The organism is Streptomyces sp. NPDC028308 (genome assembly GCF_055565855.1).
In genome coordinates this window covers 1-17,679 of the sequence record NZ_JBVHTO010000010.1, presented here as the reverse complement: position 1 = coordinate 17,679, position 17,679 = coordinate 1, and the positions used below count along the sequence as shown (strand labels likewise).

15 protein-coding genes are annotated in these 17,679 nt (G+C 73.4%); 11 read left to right on the top strand and 4 right to left on the bottom strand.

Features of this window, described 5'->3' with window-relative positions; genetic code table 11:
- Positions 1 to 83: 83 nt before the first annotated feature.
- Positions 84 to 3,767, top strand: coding sequence for a glycosyltransferase (locus ACZ4VA_RS23165; RefSeq protein ID WP_468082451.1), 3,684 nt, complete (start codon positions 84 to 86; stop codon positions 3,765 to 3,767).
- On the top strand, positions 3,764 to 5,266 hold the full coding sequence (locus ACZ4VA_RS23160) for a DUF5719 family protein (protein WP_356173091.1): 1,503 nt from the start codon (positions 3,764 to 3,766) through the stop codon (positions 5,264 to 5,266). The genes ACZ4VA_RS23165 and ACZ4VA_RS23160 overlap by 4 nt, the downstream gene beginning before the upstream one ends.
- Before the next feature lie 14 nt (positions 5,267 to 5,280).
- On the opposite strand, the gene ACZ4VA_RS23155 is transcribed toward ACZ4VA_RS23160, so the two are convergent.
- Complete coding sequence (locus tag ACZ4VA_RS23155) at positions 5,281 to 5,730, bottom strand: metallopeptidase family protein (RefSeq protein WP_355790641.1); 450 nt, start codon at positions 5,728 to 5,730, stop codon at positions 5,281 to 5,283.
- A gap of 329 nt (positions 5,731 to 6,059) precedes the next feature.
- On the opposite strand from ACZ4VA_RS23155, the gene ACZ4VA_RS23150 reads away from it, so the two are divergent.
- From ACZ4VA_RS23150 to ACZ4VA_RS23125, 6 genes are all read left to right on the top strand, one after another.
- Positions 6,060 to 6,434 carry a DUF3499 domain-containing protein gene (locus tag ACZ4VA_RS23150; RefSeq protein WP_356173093.1) on the top strand — a complete coding sequence of 125 codons (375 nt, stop codon included), beginning with the start codon at positions 6,060 to 6,062 and terminating at the stop codon, positions 6,432 to 6,434.
- A gap of 394 nt (positions 6,435 to 6,828) precedes the next feature.
- A complete protein-coding gene (locus tag ACZ4VA_RS23145; protein WP_468082450.1) occupies positions 6,829 to 8,190 on the top strand; it encodes a phosphomannomutase/phosphoglucomutase in 1,362 nt (453 codons plus the stop codon).
- A gap of 187 nt (positions 8,191 to 8,377) precedes the next feature.
- Positions 8,378 to 8,548 (top strand): Trm112 family protein, encoded by a 171-nt coding sequence (locus ACZ4VA_RS23140; RefSeq protein ID WP_121402559.1) that lies wholly within the window; start codon positions 8,378 to 8,380, stop codon positions 8,546 to 8,548.
- Positions 8,549 to 8,591: 43 nt separating this feature from the next.
- Positions 8,592 to 9,719, top strand: a complete 1,128-nt coding sequence (locus tag ACZ4VA_RS23135; RefSeq protein ID WP_355784288.1) for an SIS domain-containing protein — start codon at positions 8,592 to 8,594, stop codon at positions 9,717 to 9,719.
- Positions 9,720 to 9,801: 82 nt separating this feature from the next.
- Positions 9,802 to 10,953 carry a mannose-6-phosphate isomerase, class I gene (gene manA / locus ACZ4VA_RS23130; RefSeq protein ID WP_389390752.1) on the top strand — a complete coding sequence of 384 codons (1,152 nt, stop codon included), beginning with the start codon at positions 9,802 to 9,804 and terminating at the stop codon, positions 10,951 to 10,953.
- Between the two features lie 117 nt (positions 10,954 to 11,070).
- Positions 11,071 to 12,048, top strand: coding sequence for a cation diffusion facilitator family transporter (locus ACZ4VA_RS23125; protein WP_356239603.1), 978 nt, complete (start codon positions 11,071 to 11,073; stop codon positions 12,046 to 12,048).
- A 109-nt stretch (positions 12,049 to 12,157) separates the two neighbouring features.
- Here the strand turns inward: ACZ4VA_RS23125 and ACZ4VA_RS23120 are convergent, their stop codons facing one another.
- Positions 12,158 to 12,529, bottom strand: a complete 372-nt coding sequence (locus tag ACZ4VA_RS23120; protein WP_468082449.1) for a S26 family signal peptidase — start codon at positions 12,527 to 12,529, stop codon at positions 12,158 to 12,160.
- A 348-nt stretch (positions 12,530 to 12,877) separates the two neighbouring features.
- On the opposite strand from ACZ4VA_RS23120, the gene ahcY reads away from it, so the two are divergent.
- Positions 12,878 to 14,335, top strand: a complete 1,458-nt coding sequence (ahcY, locus tag ACZ4VA_RS23115) for an adenosylhomocysteinase (protein ID WP_355784279.1) — start codon at positions 12,878 to 12,880, stop codon at positions 14,333 to 14,335.
- 134 nt (positions 14,336 to 14,469) lie between these two features.
- Positions 14,470 to 15,084 carry a hypothetical protein gene (locus ACZ4VA_RS23110; protein ID WP_452923976.1) on the top strand — a complete coding sequence of 205 codons (615 nt, stop codon included), beginning with the start codon at positions 14,470 to 14,472 and terminating at the stop codon, positions 15,082 to 15,084.
- Positions 15,085 to 15,105: 21 nt separating this feature from the next.
- Here the strand turns inward: ACZ4VA_RS23110 and ACZ4VA_RS23105 are convergent, their stop codons facing one another.
- Complete coding sequence (locus ACZ4VA_RS23105; protein WP_452923974.1) at positions 15,106 to 16,164, bottom strand: RDD family protein; 1,059 nt, start codon at positions 16,162 to 16,164, stop codon at positions 15,106 to 15,108.
- Between the two features lie 119 nt (positions 16,165 to 16,283).
- Here ACZ4VA_RS23105 and ACZ4VA_RS23100 point away from each other — a divergent pair, with 119 nt between their 5' ends.
- A complete protein-coding gene (locus ACZ4VA_RS23100; RefSeq protein WP_355794797.1) occupies positions 16,284 to 17,291 on the top strand; it encodes a stage II sporulation protein M in 1,008 nt (335 codons plus the stop codon).
- A 187-nt stretch (positions 17,292 to 17,478) separates the two neighbouring features.
- On the opposite strand, the gene ACZ4VA_RS23095 is transcribed toward ACZ4VA_RS23100, so the two are convergent.
- Positions 17,479 to 17,679 (bottom strand): hypothetical protein (locus ACZ4VA_RS23095; RefSeq protein WP_355794799.1); only part of this gene is annotated, 201 nt, incomplete at its 5' end.

Below are 17,679 nucleotides of genomic sequence, written 5' to 3'. Positions count from 1 at the left end.
GTGGGCCCTCGTCCGAGACGTCCCGCTGTCCCCGCCGGACACAGGCGTCCACCGCAGTCCACCGAACCGGGGCCCGTACCTCGATGTCCGTGCACAGTCATACGGCAGGCCACTACGACACTGCCGCCGCGCCGTTCGACGCGGCTCGCCCGCCCGAGTTCCCGCGTCACGTGGTGACCGCGGTGCTCGTCTCCCACGACGGCGCCCGCTGGCTGCCCGAGGCCCTCGCCGGGCTGCTCGGCCAGGAGCGCCCCGTGCAGAGCGCGGTGGCGGCCGACACCGGCAGCGCGGACGACTCCGCCCAGCTCCTCACCGACGCGCTCGGCGCCGACCGGGTCCTGCACCTCGCCCGGCGCACCGGCTTCGGCCAGGCCGTCGAGGAGGTCTCCCGGACCGCCGGCGTGCTCACCCCGGACGACCTGCCCTACCTGAAGCGCCCGAGCGGCTGGGACCCCGTCACCCGCACCTGGCGCGACGACGCCTACGACCTGCCCGAACTGCCGCACGGCGAACCCCTGCAGTGGCTCTGGCTGCTGCACGACGACAGCGCCCCCGAGCCGGACGCCCTGGCCCACCTCCTGCGCGTCGTGGAGAACGAGCTGGAGCTCGGCAGGGACGTGGCCGTCGTCGGCCCCAAGCTCCGCGGCTGGTACGACCGGCGGCAGCTCCTGGAGGTCGGCGTCACCATCGCCCACTCCGGCCGCCGCTGGACCGGCCTGGACCGCCGTGAGCAGGACCAGGGCCAGCACGACCACGTACGGCCCGTCCTGTCCGTGTCCACCGCCGGCATGCTGATCCGGCGTGACGTCTTCGAGGAGCTCGGCGGATTCGACCGCCGGCTGCCCCTCATGCGGGACGACGTCGACCTGTGCTGGCGCGCCCAGGCCGCCGGACACCGCGTCCTCGTCGCCCCCGAGGCGGTCGTCCGCCACGCCGAGGCCGCCTCCCGCGAGCGCCGCACCGTCGACTGCGTGGGCCGCACCTCCGCCTCCCCGCACAAGGTCGACAAGGCCGGCGCCGCCTACACCCTCCTCGTCAACGCCCGCACCGCGCAGCTGCCCTGGATCCTCTTCCGGCTGGTCCTCGGCACCCTGGTGCGCACGGTCGCGTACCTGGTCGGCAAGGCCCCCGGACAGGCCGTCGACGAGATCCGCGGCCTCCTGGGCACACTGCTGCGCCCGGAGCGGATCATCGCCGGCCGCCGCAGACGCGGCACCCCGCAGGTCGACAAGGGCGAGCTGCGGGCGCTGTTCCCGCCGCCCGGCGCCACCGTCCGGGCCACCGTCGAGCAGGCGGCGGGCAGTCTCGTCGGCCGTTCCGACCCCGAGGTCACCACCGGCGCCGGACGGCACGGCGGCGCGGTCGAGTCCGGACCCGGCGGCGACGACGCCGAGTTCCTGGAGGTCGAACAGTTCGCCCGGCTCAAGCGGGCCGCGCGCAAGCCCGGCCCGATGCTCTTCGTCGTCCTGCTCTTCGTCTCGCTCATCGCCTGCCGCGAACTGTTCGGCGGGGGCGCGCTGGCGGGCGGCGCGCTGCTGCCCGCGCCCGCCGACTCCTCCGGGCTCTGGTCGCGCTATCTGGACGCCTGGCACGCGGTGGGCACCGGCGGCACGCAGTCCGCGCCGCCCTATCTGGCCCTCGTCGCCATGCTCGCGAGCGTGCTGCTCGGTTCCACCGGGCTCGCGGTCACCGTGCTCCTCGTCTGCTCCGTGCCGCTGGCCGGCTTCGCCGCGTACTTCGCCTCGCGGCCCCTGGTCGAGTCACGGCTGCTGCGCGCCTGGGCCTCCGTCGCGTACGCCTTCCTGCCCGCCGCCACCGGCGCGCTCGCCGGCGGCCGCATCGGCACCGCGGTCCTCGCGATGCTGCTGCCGCTCATCGCGCGGGCGGGCATCGCCGCCGCCGGCCTCGCCCACGCCTCCGGCGCGCGCGGCAGCTGGCGGGCGACCTGGGCGTACGCACTGCTGCTCACCCTCGCGACCGCGTTCACCCCGATCGTGTGGCCCATCGCGCTGGTCCTCGGCCTCGCCCTCCTCGCGGTGCGCCGCCGGGACATCACCGCCTACGGTCCGCGCTTCCTGGCCCAGCTCGGTACGCCGCTGCTGGTCCTCGCCCCCTGGTCACTGACGCTGCTCCCGTTCGGCTTCTTCACGGAGGCGGGCCTGGAGTACGGCGAGGGCGCGGCCTCCGCGCTCGACCTGCTCGGCGCTAGCCCGGGCGGCCCCGGCACCGTCGGCGGGCTGATCCTCATCGGCATCGTGCTGGCCGCCCTGGCCGCCCTGATGCGCTCCGAGCGGCAGCGGGCCGCCCGCACCGCCTGGGCCGTCGCCCTGGTCGCCCTCGTCTTCGCCGTGCTGTCGAACAGCTCGGCGTGGGCCGGACCCGCCACCCTCGTCTACGGCATCGCCCTCCTCGGCGCCGCCGTGGTCGGCGCCGACGGGGCACGCGCCCGCGTGGCCGAACAGAGCTTCGGCTGGCGTCAGCCGGTGGCCGCGCTCATCGCGTTCACCGCCGCCGCCGGCCCGCTGCTCGTCGGCGCCGGCTGGATGATCCGCGGTGCCGACGGGCCCCTGGAGCGGCGCGACCCGGTGCAGGTGCCGGCGTTCGTCGCCGAGGAGAGCGGCACCCGCGACCAGGCCCGCACCCTCGTCCTCGACAGCGACACCGCCGCGCGCGTGGGCTACACGCTCGTGCGCGGCTCCGGTGCCCGCCTCGGCGACGCCGAACTGGCCGCCGCGGGCGGCGAGAACGCGAAGCTCGGCAAGGTCGTCGCCAACCTGGTGGCCGGCTCCGGCGCCGACCAGGCGGACCAGCTCGGCGGCTTCGCCGTGCGCTACGTCCTCGTCCGCAAGGGCGCGCCCCGCGAGGTCAGCCGCGTCCTGGACGCGACGCCCGGCCTGAGCAGGCTCAGCCAGCAGGACGGCGGCGCCCTGTGGCGGGTGGACCGTCAGGTCTCGCGCGTCGCCGTGGTGCCGAAGTCCGGTGAACCGCAGGCCGTCGCCGCCGGCCCCGTCGACGTGCACACGAGCGTGCCCGCCGGCCCGGCGGGCCGCGTCCTGCGCCTCGCCGACGCGGCCGACGAGGGCTGGACCGCCACCCTGGACGGTAAGCCGCTCACCCGCACCACGGTCGACGGCTGGGCCCAGGGCTTCCAACTGCCCACCTCCGGCGGCCGACTCGACGTCACCTTCGACACACCCGTGGGACACACCGCGTGGCTGTGGACGCAGGGCGCGCTCGCCGTCGTCCTCGTGGTGATGGCCCTGCCCGGCCGCCGCCGCGACGTCGACGACGACCTCCCCGAGGAGGAACTCGCCGTCCCCGCCCAGGAGGTGACCGGCGAGGGCCGCCGCGCCCGCCGACTGCGCGCGCAGGCCGAGGCCGACGCGGAGCACCCCGGCGAGGGCGACCCCGCCGCCCCGGCCCCCGACCGGGCGCCGCAGGAGGTCCCGGCCGGCATCCCGCAGCAGCAGCAGCCGTACGACGAGTGGGACGCGGCGAGCTACGCGGGCGCCGACTACGGCAGCTACGGCGCCGAGCAGTACCAGGGCAACCCGCAGCAGTACCCGGCGGACACGTACGAGCAGCCGTACCAGGCCGACCCCTACCAGGGCGGCCAGTACGACCCGTACGCCTACGGGAGCACGACGGGTTACGAGCAGACGTACCACCAGGGCTACGACCCGGCGTACGACCCGGCACAGCCCCCGCGGCCGCCGCAGCCGCCGCACGGCACCGACAGTGAGCGCCCCGACGGGAGCCAGCAGTGAAGCGCACCACCGTGTCCCTGATCGCGGGGACCACCGCCCTCGCCGCCGTCACCGGCTTCGCCGCGCTCACCGCGCCCGGCGCCGCGGGCGGCGACACCGCGCGGTCGGCGGCCCGGCTGCCCGTCGAGCGCACCAGCCTGCTCTGCCCGCAGCCCAGCACCTCCGACCTCGCCGAGACCGCGTACACGTCCTACACGCCCGTCTCCAAGGGCACCGGCAGCGGCGGCCGGGCCGAACTGCGGTCCGCGGCGGGGGAGTCGGCGGACGGCGCCAAGGGCGGCAAGGAGAAGAAGAAGCAGGACGACGAGCCGGTCCTGTCGCCGAAGGAGCCCGGCAAGCCGGTCACCGGCGAGGAGTCCGGGGCCGACGCGCCCGCCCTGATGGGCACCGCCGGGGGCAGGTTCGCCCCGGGGTGGACCGTCCAGCAGACCACCGAGGTGGCCGCGGGCACCGGACGCGGACTGCTCGGCGCCAACTGCACGGCTCCGGACACCGAGTTCTGGTTCCCGGGCGCCTCCACCGCCGACGACCGCACCGACTACGTGCACCTGACCAACCCCGACGACTCGGCGGCGGTCGCCGACATCGAGCTCTACGGCAAGGACGGCGCCCTCAAGTCCACGGTGGGCGAGGGCATCACGGTCCAGCCCCACTCCAGCGAGCCGATCCTGCTGTCCACGCTCACCGGCAAGCCGCAGACCGACCTGACCGTGCACGTGACGGTCCGCAGCGGCCGAGTCGCCGCCGCCGTCCAGTCCCTCGACGACAAGCTCGGCGGCGACTGGCTGCCCGCCGCCGCGGACCCGGCGGCCGGTCTCGTCCTGCCCGGCATCCCCGAGGACGCCACGTCGGTGCGGCTGGTCGCCTTCACCCCCGGTGACACCGACGCCGACCTCAAGGTGCGGCTGGCCTCGCCGTCCGGCCCGATCACCCCGGCCGGGCACGAGACCCTGCACGTGAAGGCCGGCATGACCGCCGCCGTCGACCTCGGTGACCTCACCCGCGGGGAGGCCGGCTCCCTGGTGCTGTCGCCGAGCGACTCCTCGGTGCCGGTGGTCGCGGCCCTGCGCGTGGTGCGCGGCAAGGGCGACAAGCGGGAGACGGCCTTCATCCCGGCCACCGCCCCGGTCGGCAGCCGCGCGACGGTCGCCGACAACCGCGCCAAGGGCAGCACGCTCGCCGTGACCGCCCCGGGCGGTTCCGCCAAGGTCAGGGTCACGGCGTCGGCGGGCAGCGAGGGCGGCGAGGCGGTGACGAAGACGTTCACGATCAAGGGCGGCACCACGCAGAACGTGGCCGCGCCCGTCCCGAGCGGCCTCAAGGGCACGTACGCGCTGACGGTGGAGCCGCTCTCCGGGGGCTCGGTCTACGCCTCCCGGATGCTGGCCTCCCCGGTCGAGGGGGTGCCGGCGTTCACCGTGCAGACCCTGCCGGACGACCGCGGGACGGTGGCCGTGCCGCACGCCGAGCAGGACCTGTCGGTGCTGCAGAAGCGGTGATCCGCGGGGCCGGTTCAGTCCTCGCCGTAGCGGGGGTCCACCGTCTCCGGGGTCAGGCCGAGGATCTCCGCCACCTGCTCCACGACCACCTCGTGGACCAGGGCCGCGCGCTCGTCGCGGCCCTTGGTGCGGATCTCCACCGGACGCCGGTAGACGACCACACGCGCGTGGTGGCCCTCCCGGGCCGGGATCGTGCCGCCCAGGGGGACCGCCTCGTCGTTCCAGCTCTCGCCGGCGGCCCCGAGGCGGGGCACCTCCAGGACCATGAAGTCGATCTCGGCGAGCTGCGGCCAGCGCCGCTCCAGACGCTCCACGGAGTCCTGCACCAGGTCCGCGAACACCTCGGCGCGGCTCGCGGCGAGCGGCACCTGCGGGGGCGCGACGGGGCCGCGCATGCCCCTGCCGTGGCGGTCGCGGCGGCGGGGCCCGGGTGCGGCGGCGCGGGGCGGTACGGGGTTGTCCATCACCGACGAAGCGTAGTCCCCGCGGGAGCCGCGCGCCGGGCTCCACGCGCTGTCCGGGGAAGGCACGGCATGTCGCCGGATGACCATTCCAGCCAAGATCGGGCTCGATTCCGTATCTCTCCGCGACCGTCGGCCTCATGGCAATTGACGTGGTTTGCACCGGGTGGTGACCGGTTCCGCGTCGGACGCGTTGGCTGCCGGACGGTGTACTCCCAGGTCAGGCAGGGGTGTTCGGAGATCGAAGTGAGCGGTCTCACAACCCGACACGGTGGGGTGACCTGGGGGAGAGTCGTCGCGGCCCGCTCAAGAGTGCGGTACCGTCCAACGTCGTGAGCCCTGTACGTCGCTGTTCGCGCACCGCTTGCGGCCGTCCCGCCGTCGCGACGCTGACGTACGTCTACGCCGACTCGACCGCGGTCCTCGGCCCGCTCGCCACCTACGCCGAACCCCACTGCTACGACCTGTGCGCCGAGCACTCCGCCCGCCTCACCGCGCCCCGCGGCTGGGAGGTCGTGCGGCTGTCCGACGGGTCGGCCCCCTCCCGTCCGAGCGGCGACGACCTCGAAGCGCTCGCCAACGCGGTGCGCGAGGCGGCCCGTCCGCAGCAGCGCACGGCGGAGGCCGGCGGTGGTGCCCGCACGGCCGACCCCATGGAGGTCGCGCGCCGCGGCCATCTGCGGGTGCTGCGCTCGCCCGACAACTGAGGCCGAGCCGCCCGCCCTTCACGATCTTGAGTCCGTTTCTCACAGCTTCGGCACGACTCGTCACCCTCCGTGACCGCACGCATCCGTCGTGCTCGCCGGGCTGTGCGCCGCGGCCGTGCTCGGAGCGCACGCGCGCGAAAGCCGCCGAACGGGCCGCCACCGTCCACGAGTTGCGGTTCGCCGTCCTCGCCGCGACGTCCGTGGCGGCGCACGCCTACGTCATGAACCCCTCCGTACCGTCGGCCCGTGGTGCGGCACGGCTCGGCGGCCCCCGGCCGGCTACCCCCTGAACCGCAGGCCGGCGAGTGTGCCCGCGCCGCCGGGTCCTTCCCGCCGGACGGCCGGTCCGTACAGGTAGTTTGGGGGCCACTGCTCGCATCCAGGAGGGTTGGCCGTGGCTGCTGATCTGTCGCAGATCGTGAAGGCGTACGACGTCCGCGGGGTGGTCCCGGACCAGTGGGACGAGCCGCTGGCCGAGCTGTTCGGGGCGGCCTTCGCGCACGTGACCGGCGCGGACGCGATCGTGACCGGCCACGACATGCGGCCCTCGTCGCCCGGTCTCGCGCGCGCCTTCGCCCGCGGTGCCGCCGCGCTCGGCGTCGACGTCACCGAGATCGGCCTGTGCTCCACCGACCAGCTCTACTACGCCTCGGGCGCCCTCGGCCTGCCCGGCGCCATGTTCACCGCGTCGCACAACCCGGCCCGGTACAACGGCATCAAGATGTGCCGGGCGGGCGCGGCCCCCGTCGGCCAGGACACCGGCCTCGGCGACATCCGCGAACTCGTGGAGTCCTGGGCCGACTCGGGTGCCCCCGTCTCCGAGGCCGCTCCGGGGACGATCACCCGGCGCGACACACTGGAGGACTACGCGGCGTACCTGCGCGGCCTGGTCGACCTGACCTCCGTCCGCCCCCTGAAGGTCGTCGTCGACGCGGGGAACGGCATGGGCGGGCACACCGTGCCCACCGTCTTCGCCGGACTGCCCCTGGACCTCGTCCCGATGTACTTCGAGCTGGACGGCACGTTCCCGAACCACGAGGCCAACCCGCTCGACCCGAAGAACATCGTCGACCTGCAGAAGCGGGTGCGCGAGGAGGGCGCCGACCTCGGCCTCGCCTTCGACGGCGACGCCGACCGCTGCTTCGTGGTGGACGAGAACGGCGACCCCGTCTCACCGTCCGCGATCACCGCCCTCGTCGCCTCCCGCGAGCTGGCCAAGCACCCCGGCGGGACGGTCATCCACAACCTGATCACCTCCTGGTCGGTGCCGGAGGTCGTCCGGGAGAACGGCGGCGAGCCGGTCCGCACCCGCGTCGGCCACTCCTTCATCAAGGAGCAGATGGCCAGGACCGGCGCGATCTTCGGCGGCGAGCACTCCGCGCACTACTACTTCCGCGACTTCTGGAACGCGGACACGGGCATGCTGGCCGCGCTGCACGTCCTCGCCGCGCTCGGCGGCCAGGACGGCCCGCTCTCGGCCCTCGTCGCCCAGTACGACCGCTATGCCGGGTCCGGCGAGATCAACTCCACGGTGGACGACCAGACGGCCCGCCTCACCGCGATCCGGACGGCGTACGAGGGCCGCGAGGGCGTCACCCTCGACGAGCTGGACGGCCTGACCGTCACCGCCGGCGACTGGTGGTTCAACGTCCGCCCCTCCAACACCGAACCGCTGCTGCGTCTGAACGCGGAGGCCCGCGACGAGGCGACGATGGCGAAGGTGCGCGACGAGGTCCTGGAGATCATCAGAGCCTGACCCACCGGCTCCGCAGGGCGCGGGGCGGCACTCCGGAGGGGCGTCACCCGCCCCGCGGGACCCGCGGCGGGCGGGGGCGGACGGCCGGGGCCGCCCCCGCGCCGGGCAGATGTCTCCCACTCCCGCGCCCCCCTGCCCACGGCGGTACCCTGACCAGGCCGCATCCACCTGTTCGGAAGGACACCCCATGCCGCTCGAAGCCGGCCTCCTGGAGATCCTCGCCTGCCCGGCCTGCCACGCCCCGCTCACGGAGCAGGAGAGCGAACTGGTCTGCACCGGCCAGGACTGCGGCCTCGCCTACCCCGTCCGGGACGGCATCCCCGTACTGCTCGTCGACGAGGCCCGCCGCCCCGCGTAAAACGACGGACCGGTGCCACACCGGTGATCGGAGCTGTCGCCCCATGCTCGACGAAACGCTGCTCGACGACCCCGAAGCCCTCGCCCGCGCCGACCGCCGCGAACTGCTGCGCGGCGCCGCCGAGGCCGGAGCCCGGGTGCGCACCGCCGTCCGGCACGCCACCGAGGCGGGCATCCCGGACCTGAAGCCCGAGGGCCGCCCGCGCGGCGTCCTGATCGCCGGACCCGGCATGGCCGCCACCGGGGTCGCCGAATTCCTCGGCACCCTCGCCGGAGCGAGCTGCCCCGTCACCCGGCTCACCCCCGTGGGCGTCGCGCCCGCCGCGGGCGCGCTGCGCTGGGAACTCCCCGGCTGGGCCGGCTCCGTCGACCTGCTCCTGATCGCCACGCCCGACGGCTCGGAGCCCGGCCTCTCGCTCCTCGCCGAACAGGCCTACCGGCGCGGCTGCACCGTCGCCGCCGTCGCCCCGCCCCGTTCCGCGCTGACCGAGTCGGTCGACGGCACGCACGGCCTGTTCGTCCCGATGGCCACCGCCCCCTACGAGCCGACCGAGCCCCTGACGGCCTCCGCGCCCGGAGTCCTGTGGGCGCTGCTCACCCCGCTGCTCGCCCTCCTGGACCGCACCGGCCTGCTCTCCGCGCCGCCCGAGGCCCTCCAGAAGGTCGCCGACCGGCTCGACCAGGTCGCCGAACGCTGCGGCCCGGCCGTCGCCACGTACGGCAACCCCGCCAAGACGCTCGCCGCCGAACTGGCCGACGCGCTCCCGGTGGTCTGGACGGAAGGCGTCTCGGCGGGCCCCGCCGGCCGCCGCTTCACCGCAGCGCTCGCCGAGCTCGCGGGCCGCCCCGCCCTCACCGCCGAACTCCCCGAGGCCCTCGCCTCCCACAGCGTCCTGCTCGCCGGGGCACTCGCCGCCGGCGCCGACCCCGACGACTTCTTCCGCGACCGGGTCGAGGAGCAACAGGCCCTGCACGCACGCGTGGTGCTGCTGCGGGACCGCCCCATCGGCGGCCTCACCGCCGCCCCCGCCGCCCGGGAACTCGCCCTCGGCCACGACACGGCCATCAGCGAACTCGAACCCGAGGAGGGCAGCGAACTGGAGACCCTCGCGGAACTGATCGCCGTCACGGATTTCGCCGCCGTTTACCTGGCGCTCGCTTCGAGGGCCTGATCTTGAGCCACGCCTCCCGCCGCCCGGGGAGGCCCCGGCCGGCGCCCGCCGGGCTGCGTACGTACGGAGAAGAAGACAGAGCATGGACCGCCTCGACAACACCGTCCGCCCCTACGCCTGGGGTTCGACCACCGCCATCCCGCGGCTGCTCGGCGTCGAGCCGACCGGGGAGCCGCAGGCGGAGATGTGGATGGGCGCCCACCCCGGCGCTCCCTCGCGCACCCCACGCGGCCCCCTCGACCGGGTCGTCGAGGCGGACCCCGAGAGGGAGCTCGGCCCGGCGGCCGTCGCCCGGTTCGGCCCCCGCCTGCCGTTCCTGCTCAAGCTCCTCGCGGCCGGCGCCCCCCTCTCCCTCCAGGTGCACCCCGATCTCGCGCAGGCGAAAGCGGGCTTCGCGGACGAGGAGAGCCGCGGCATCCCGGTCGACGCGGGCCACCGCAACTACAAGGACGCCAACCACAAGCCCGAACTCATCTGCGCGCTCACCGAGTTCGACGGCCTGTGCGGCTTCCGCGCCCCCGAAGCGGCCGCCGAGCTGCTGGCCGGCCTGGACGTCGACTCCCTCAAGCCGTACGTCGACCTGCTGCGCGCCCACCCCGAAGAGGCCGCCCTGCGCGAGGTGCTGACGGCCGTACTCACCGCGGACCGCGAGGAGATGGCCCACACCGTCACCGAGGCCGCGGCCGCCTGCGACCGCCTCGGCGGCTCCTACGCCCCGTACGCGGCCATCGCCCACCACTACCCGGGCGACCCCGGCGTCATCGCGGCGATGCTCCTCAACCACGTCCGACTGCAGCCCGGCGAGGCCCTGTTCCTCGGCGCCGGCGTCCCGCACGCCTACCTCGAAGGACTCGGCGTCGAGATCATGGCAAACTCGGACAACGTCCTGCGCTGCGGCCTCACCCCCAAGCACGTCGACGTCCCCGAACTCCTGCGCGTGGTCCGCTTCGAGGCGGGCGACCCCGGCGTGCTGCGCCCGGAGGCCGCCCCGGACGGCGAGGAGGTCTACGAGACCCCCATCGACGAGTTCCGCCTCTCCCGGTACGTGCTGCCCGAGAGCACGGCCCCACACGACCTCACCCGGCCCACCCCGCAGATCCTGCTGTGCACGGCCGGTTCGGTACGGGCGGACGGGATCACGCTCTCCCCGGGCGAGTCCGTGTTCGTACCGGCGGGCGAAAAGGCCGAAGTGTCCGGACCCGGAACGGTCTTCAGGGCCACCGTCATCGCCTGATCGAGTTCGTGCGACGGGCTGACGGGCACTAGTCCGGGCGGGCTGCAACAATGGCCCATCGCAAAGGGCGGGCAAAGGCCCGGTGACTGGCAGAGGGCGAAGGGACACCCCGGACACATGAGCGCGTCAGGCGGCACCAAGGCGATCGTGGCGGCACTCGGCGCCAACCTAGCGATCGCGGCATCGAAGTTCGTGGCGTTCCTCTTCAGCGGCTCGTCCTCGATGCTCGCCGAGTCCGTGCACTCGCTCGCCGACTCCGGCAACCAGGCCCTGCTCCTGGTCGGCGGCAAGAAGGCCCAGCGCGAGGCGACCCCCCAGCACCCGTTCGGCTACGGCCGCGAGCGCTACATCTACGCCTTCCTCGTCTCGATCGTCCTGTTCTCGGTCGGCGGCATGTTCGCCCTCTACGAGGGCTACGAGAAGATCAAGCACCCGCACGAGCTGGAGCACTGGTACTGGCCGGTGGGCGTGCTGGTCTTCGCGATCATCGCCGAGAGCTTCTCCTTCCGCACCGCCATCAAGGAGTCCAACCCGCTGCGCGGCAAGGAGTCCTGGAAGTCGTTCATCCGCCACGCCAAGGCCCCCGAGCTGCCGGTCGTCCTGCTGGAGGACTTCGGCGCGCTGGTCGGCCTGGTCCTCGCGCTCGGCGGCGTGGGCCTGGCCCTGGCCACCGGTGACGGCGTCTGGGACGGCATCGGCACCCTGTGCATCGGCATCCTGCTCATCCTGATCGCGCTCGTGCTGGCGGTCGAGACGAAGTCCCTGCTGCTCGGCGAGTCCGCCGGCCTGGACGCCGTCAAGAAGATCGAGGCGTCCGTCGTCGACGGCGAGACCGTCACCGGCATCATCCACATGCGCACGCTCCACCTCGGCCCCGAGGAGCTCCTGGTCGCCGCCAAGATCGCGGTCCGGCACGACGAGACGGCCGCGGAGGTGGCCTCCGCGATCAACGCCGCCGAGGCCCGCGTACGCGAGGCGGTCCCGATCGCCCGCGTCATCTACCTGGAGCCGGACATCTACAGCGAGACCGAGGCCGCCAAGGGCCCGGACCGCGAGGCCTCGCCCGGCGGACCGGCGCAGGTCACCGAGCACTGACCCGGCGGCCGGTACACGCCCCGGCCACGCACACGACGACGGGCCCGCCTGACCCCAGGCGGGCCCGTCCGTGTCCGGCCTGTCCGGCCTGTCCGGCCTGTCCGGCCCCTCAGACCCGCACGGCCCACGGCGGCGCCGACGGGACCACCCGCCGCCGGGCCACGAGCGCGGCGATGCCGAACCCCAGCCCGGTGAGCGCCGGGACCAGCCCCGCCACCATCGCCACCACCGACACGACGAGCGGCGTACGGCCGTCGAGAACCCGGGCCTGTACGGCACCGGCGGGCACCGTCCCCCCCCCGTGGTCCTCCGGGAAGGAACGCGAGTCCCGGGCGTTCATCCGGTTGTCCCCGAGCAGGAACAACCGCCCCGGCAGCACCGTCACCTCGTACGGCCGATGCGTCCCGTCGGCGACGCCCTCCCGCACGTACGGCTCCTCCAGCGGCCCGCCGTTGACGGTGATCCGCTCCTCGGACGGCACTCCCGCGCCCGCAGAGGCTGGCGATCCCCGCCGGACACGCCGTCCGCGGGCCCGCACCGCCCGCCGACGGGCGCGACCGAGAGGCCCACGCCCCCGGGAGATCGGCCCGATGTGATCGGAGGCGGACTGGGGTCGCCCGGCCCACCGGTGTAGCTTGGTGACTGAGCCAGACGTCGCTGCTGATGGCGGTCGGGCGGCCCCGCGAGGGCCGGCCGAGGGAGAGAGGGCCTCCGACGGACTGCGCTGCGCGCACCGAGGCATGCCCGTGACCCGCTCGGGCAGGCGTGTGCCCGACGCCGCGCAGACCAGCCCTACCCACCTCGCCCCGATCCCGAGGAGCAGCTCCTTATGACCACTGTCGACAGCCGACAGGACTTCAAGGTCGCCGATCTCTCCCTGGCCGCGTTCGGCCGCAAGGAGATCACCCTGGCCGAGCACGAGATGCCCGGCCTCATGTCCATCCGCAAGGAGTACGCCGAGACGCAGCCCCTCGCGGGCGCCCGCGTCACCGGCTCCCTGCACATGACGGTGCAGACCGCCGTCCTCATCGAGACCCTGGTCGCCCTGGGCGCCGAGGTCCGCTGGGCCTCCTGCAACATCTTCTCCACCCAGGACCACGCCGCCGCCGCCATCGCGGTCGGCCCGAACGGCACGCCCGAGAACCCGCAGGGCGTCCCGGTCTTCGCCTGGAAGGGCGAGACCCTGGAGGAGTACTGGTGGTGCACGGAGCAGGCGCTGACCTGGCCGAACACCCCCAGCGGCGGCCCGAACATGATCCTGGACGACGGCGGTGACGCCACCCTCCTCGTCCACAAGGGCGTCGAGTACGAGAAGGACGGCAAGGTCCCCTCGGTCGACACCGCCGAGTCCGAGGAGCACCGCGCCGTCCTCGAACTGCTGCACCGCACCATCAGCGACGGCTCGCAGAAGTGGACCCAGCTCGCCTCGGAGATCCGCGGCGTGACCGAGGAGACCACGACCGGCGTCCACCGCCTGTACGAGATGCACCGCGACGGCACCCTGCTGTTCCCGGCGATCAACGTGAACGACGCCGTCACCAAGTCGAAGTTCGACAACAAGTACGGCTGCCGCCACTCCCTGATCGACGGCATCAACCGCGCCACCGACGTCCTCATCGGCGGCAAGACGGCCGTCGTCTGCGGCTACGGCGACGTGGGCAAGGGCTGCGCGGAGTCCCTGCGCGGCCAGGGCGCCCGCGTGATCATCACCGAGATCGACCCCATCTGCGCTCTCCAGGCGGCGATGGACGGCTACCAGGTCACCACCCTCGACGAGGTCGTCGAGCAGGCCGACATCTTCGTCACCACCACGGGCAACAAGGACATCATCATGGCCGCCGACATGGCCAAGATGAAGCACCAGGCGATCGTGGGCAACATCGGCCACTTCGACAACGAGATCGACATGGCCGGCCTCGCCCAGATCCCCGGCATCGTCAAGGACGAGGTCAAGCCGCAGGTCCACACCTGGACCTTCCCCGACGGCAAGGTCCTCATCGTCCTCTCCGAGGGCCGCCTGCTGAACCTGGGCAACGCGACCGGCCACCCGTCGTTCGTCATGTCCAACTCGTTCGCGGACCAGACGCTGGCCCAGATCGAGCTGTTCACCAAGCCCGACGAGTACCCGACCGACGTCTACGTGCTGCCGAAGCACCTCGACGAGAAGGTCGCCCGCCTCCACCTCGACGCGCTCGGCGTGAAGCTCACCAAGCTCCGCCCCGAGCAGGCCGCGTACATCGGCGTCGAGGTCGACGGCCCCTTCAAGTCGGACCACTACCGCTACTGAGCGCACACCTCAGCAGACGGTGAGCGCGTGGTGCACTGACGCGCCCACCGGCAGCAGGTCCCAGGCAGGCCCCCGCACCCCGGTGCCGGGGGCCTGCCCGTTGCCGGACCGAACCCGGAGAATCCAGGACCCCCATGCCCCGCGGCCGTTATTCGCTCCACGATCCGCACGATCACACCCCCCTCGCCGAAGAACACTTCCACTGCGCGCCCGGCCCCTCCGGCTGGCGCTACGTCTCGCAGCTCACCACCCCCGCCGGCGACCACGCCGGCTCCGTCGACCTCGCCCTCGACGACCTGGGCCGGCCCATCCGCCTCGAACTGCACGCCGCGAGCTGGCAGGTCCGCGGCGCGGCCCTCGACGGCGTCACCTGGGTCCGCACCGACCCCACCGGCACGGAGGCCACCGAGGGCAACGTCCGCGCCCACGCCTTCACCGGCACCTCACCGGCGTTCCTCGTCGCCACCGCACGTCTGCTGCGCCTCACCCCCGATGCCGCCGCCACCCGCGTTCGCCTGGTCGCCTTCACCGACCCGGTCCTCGCCCCCCGCACCCTCGACCAGTCCTGGGCCTTGATCTCGAGAGAAGCACACACCACTGACAACGGCCCCCTGATCGTGGACGCGTACCAGGTCACAGCCCTGGACACCGGCGAGCAGAACACCGTCCACATCGCGGGCGACGTGGTCCTCGCGGCACCCGGAATCGAGCTGGAACACCTGGAGACGCCCCCGTCGTCCTTCTCCTGACGCGGGCCTGGGACGAGCTGGTCAGGCCGGCGGCGCGAAGTTGGTCGAGGGCCGCCCGGACTCCGCGCCGGGCCGCTCGTCCCGCGGCTGCTCGGCCACGGGCGAGACCGGCCGCGGCGGGGACTGCGGCGGCTGCCGGTGATCGGGCACGGCCTGCTGTGGCTGCTCGTGCGCGGGGCCCGGCCGCCACGGCTGTCCCGCGCTCGCCGCCGCCGGGCCGGCCGCGCCGAAACCGCCGCCCGGTACCGGCGCCGGACCGACCGCCGCCGGGTACGCCCCGGGCCAGGCAGGACCGGGACCGAAACCAGGACCCGCCGCGACGGGACCGCCGCCCTGGCCGAACGTACGGCGCACCTCACGGGCCTGCCGCTCCTGCACCACCGCCGCCAGATAGGCGGCCGGCGGAACACCCTGCGGCGCCGGAGTGCCCGTGCACGCCGCGATGTCCCCGGCGAGCCGCTGAGCCATGGTCCAGCCGACCTGCGGGTCCAGCTGCTGCATCCGCGTCAGGTACTGGCGCACGGCGAGCCACAGCCCGTCCGGAACGGCGGACAGGTCCAGCCCGGAGAAACGTCCCGCCAGCCAGGGCGGCGGCGGAGGCACGAAGGAGGCGCGCCCCGTGGGCACCCGCTCCCGTACGACCAGCGTCCCCGCGAACACGTCACCGACCCGCCGGCCCCGCGCCGAGACGAGCGACGCGATGCACGCCACGACCCCCAACGTCATCAGGATCTCGACGACACCCACCGCGCCCCGCACGAGCGCGTGCCGGAACCGGATCGGCCCGCCGTCGTCCCGCACCACCCGAAGCCCGCAGGCCAGCTTCCCGAGCGAGCGCCCGTGGCTGAGCGTCTCGACGGCGATCGGCCCACCCACCAGCACCAGCAGGAACGTCGCGATCGACACCGCGACCTGCGCCGCCTCGTCCAGGCTCGCGGTGGAGATCACCAGCACGATGGACACCAGGATGTAGACGACCATCGCCACGATCAGGTCGAGCAACACCGCCAGCGCCCGGCTCGGCAGTTTCGCCGGGCGCAGCTCCAGCGCCACCGCCTCGCCCGTCACCAGATCACTCACGTGCGCCGTCCTTCCCCTGACCTGCCCCGAGAACCGCCAGTCTGCCAAGCTGAGGGCGCATCGCGCCGCGGTACGACAAGCTGACACGCAGTACGAGAGGACGAGGAGCAGCAGAACCGATGGACCTCGACGTCTTCGTGTCCACCCACCGTGCCGAGTGGGACCGCCTCGAAGCCCTGCTGAGCCGCCGCCGTCGCCTGAACGGCGCCGAGGCCGACGAGCTCGTCACTCTCTACCAACGCACCGCCACCCACCTCTCCCTGATCCAGTCCAGCGCCCCGGACCCCCAGCTGACCGGACGCCTGAGCCAACTCGTCGCACGCGCGCGCAGTGCCGTGACGGGAACCCGCCGTGCCTCGTGGCGCGACGTCACCCGCTTCCTGACGCACGGGTTCCCCGCCGCCGTCTACCGCTCCCGGCACTGGTGGGTCCCCACGGCCCTGCTCTCCACGGTGGTCGCGGCCCTCCTGGGGTGGTGGATCGCCACGCACCCCGAGGTCCAGTCCTCGATCGCCGCCCCCGACGAGCTGCGGCAGCTCACCCGTCCCGGTGGAGAGTACGAGACCTACTACTCCAGCCATCCGGCGGCGTCCTTCGCCGCCCAGGTCTGGACGAACAACGCCCAGGCCGCCGCGATGTGCCTGGTCCTCGGGGTGTTCCTGGGGCTCCCCGTCATCTGGATCCTCTTCCAGAACATGCTCAACCTGGGTGTCGGCATCGGCCTGATGTCGTCGGCCGGCCGCTTCGACACCTTCCTGGGCCTCATCCTTCCGCACGGCCTGCTGGAGCTGACCGCCGTCTTCGTCGCGGCCGGCACCGGCCTGCGCCTCGGTTGGACCCTGATCGACCCGGGCCCCCGGTCCCGTCGCATCGCCCTCGCCGAAGAGGGCCGCGCCGCCCTGGGCATGGCCATCGGCCTCGCCCTGGTCCTGTTCGTCTCCGGCGCCATCGAAGGCTTCGTCACGCCCTCGGGCCTGCCCACCTGGGCCCGAATAGGCATCGGCATCGTCGCCGAACTGGCCTTCCTCGCGTACGTCTATGTCCTGGGCGGACGCGCGGCCCGCTCGGGCGAAACGGGTGACGTGGAGGAAGCCGAACGCAGCGCGACCGTGCCGACCGCCGCCTGATGTGCGTTCGGCCCCGCTGAGCTGCTAGTCTCCTCTTCGCCCCAAGGGACCTGTTGACACGGGACCTACGGGGAGGTAGATTCGAACAGTTGCCTAGAACTGGACACGTCCGGTGGCAACCGCTAGTTTCTAGCTGCTTCCGGAGACAATCGATTCACTCGATTACGGGGAAGCCACTTCTGACGATTCAGAGAAATTGCAGCCGGTCAGTCCGGCCGAAAACTTCTGATAAAGTCGGAGTCGCCGGAAAGGGAAACGCGAAAGCGGAAACCTGGAAAGCACCGAGGAAATCGGAACCGGAAACGGTCTGATAGAGTCGGAAACGCAAGACCGAAGGGAAGCGCCCGGAGGAAAGCCCGAGAGGGTGAGTACAAAGGAAGCGTCCGTT

Excerpts from the sequence above, each read along its gene's own strand:
- ACZ4VA_RS23165 (WP_468082451.1), top strand. The coding sequence starts at position 84 with ATGTCCGTGCACAGTCATACGGCAGGCCACTACGACACTGCCGCCGCG.
- ACZ4VA_RS23155 (WP_355790641.1), bottom strand. The coding sequence starts at position 5,730 with ATGGACAACCCCGTACCGCCCCGCGCCGCCGCACCCGGGCCCCGCCGC.
- ACZ4VA_RS23140 (WP_121402559.1), top strand. The coding sequence starts at position 8,378 with ATGCCGCTCGAAGCCGGCCTCCTGGAGATCCTCGCCTGCCCGGCCTGC.
- ACZ4VA_RS23135 (WP_355784288.1), top strand. The coding sequence starts at position 8,592 with ATGCTCGACGAAACGCTGCTCGACGACCCCGAAGCCCTCGCCCGCGCC.
- manA (WP_389390752.1), top strand. The coding sequence starts at position 9,802 with ATGGACCGCCTCGACAACACCGTCCGCCCCTACGCCTGGGGTTCGACC.
- ACZ4VA_RS23125 (WP_356239603.1), top strand. The coding sequence starts at position 11,071 with ATGAGCGCGTCAGGCGGCACCAAGGCGATCGTGGCGGCACTCGGCGCC.
- ahcY (WP_355784279.1), top strand. The coding sequence starts at position 12,878 with ATGACCACTGTCGACAGCCGACAGGACTTCAAGGTCGCCGATCTCTCC.
- ACZ4VA_RS23110 (WP_452923976.1), top strand. The coding sequence starts at position 14,470 with ATGCCCCGCGGCCGTTATTCGCTCCACGATCCGCACGATCACACCCCC.
- ACZ4VA_RS23100 (WP_355794797.1), top strand. The coding sequence starts at position 16,284 with ATGGACCTCGACGTCTTCGTGTCCACCCACCGTGCCGAGTGGGACCGC.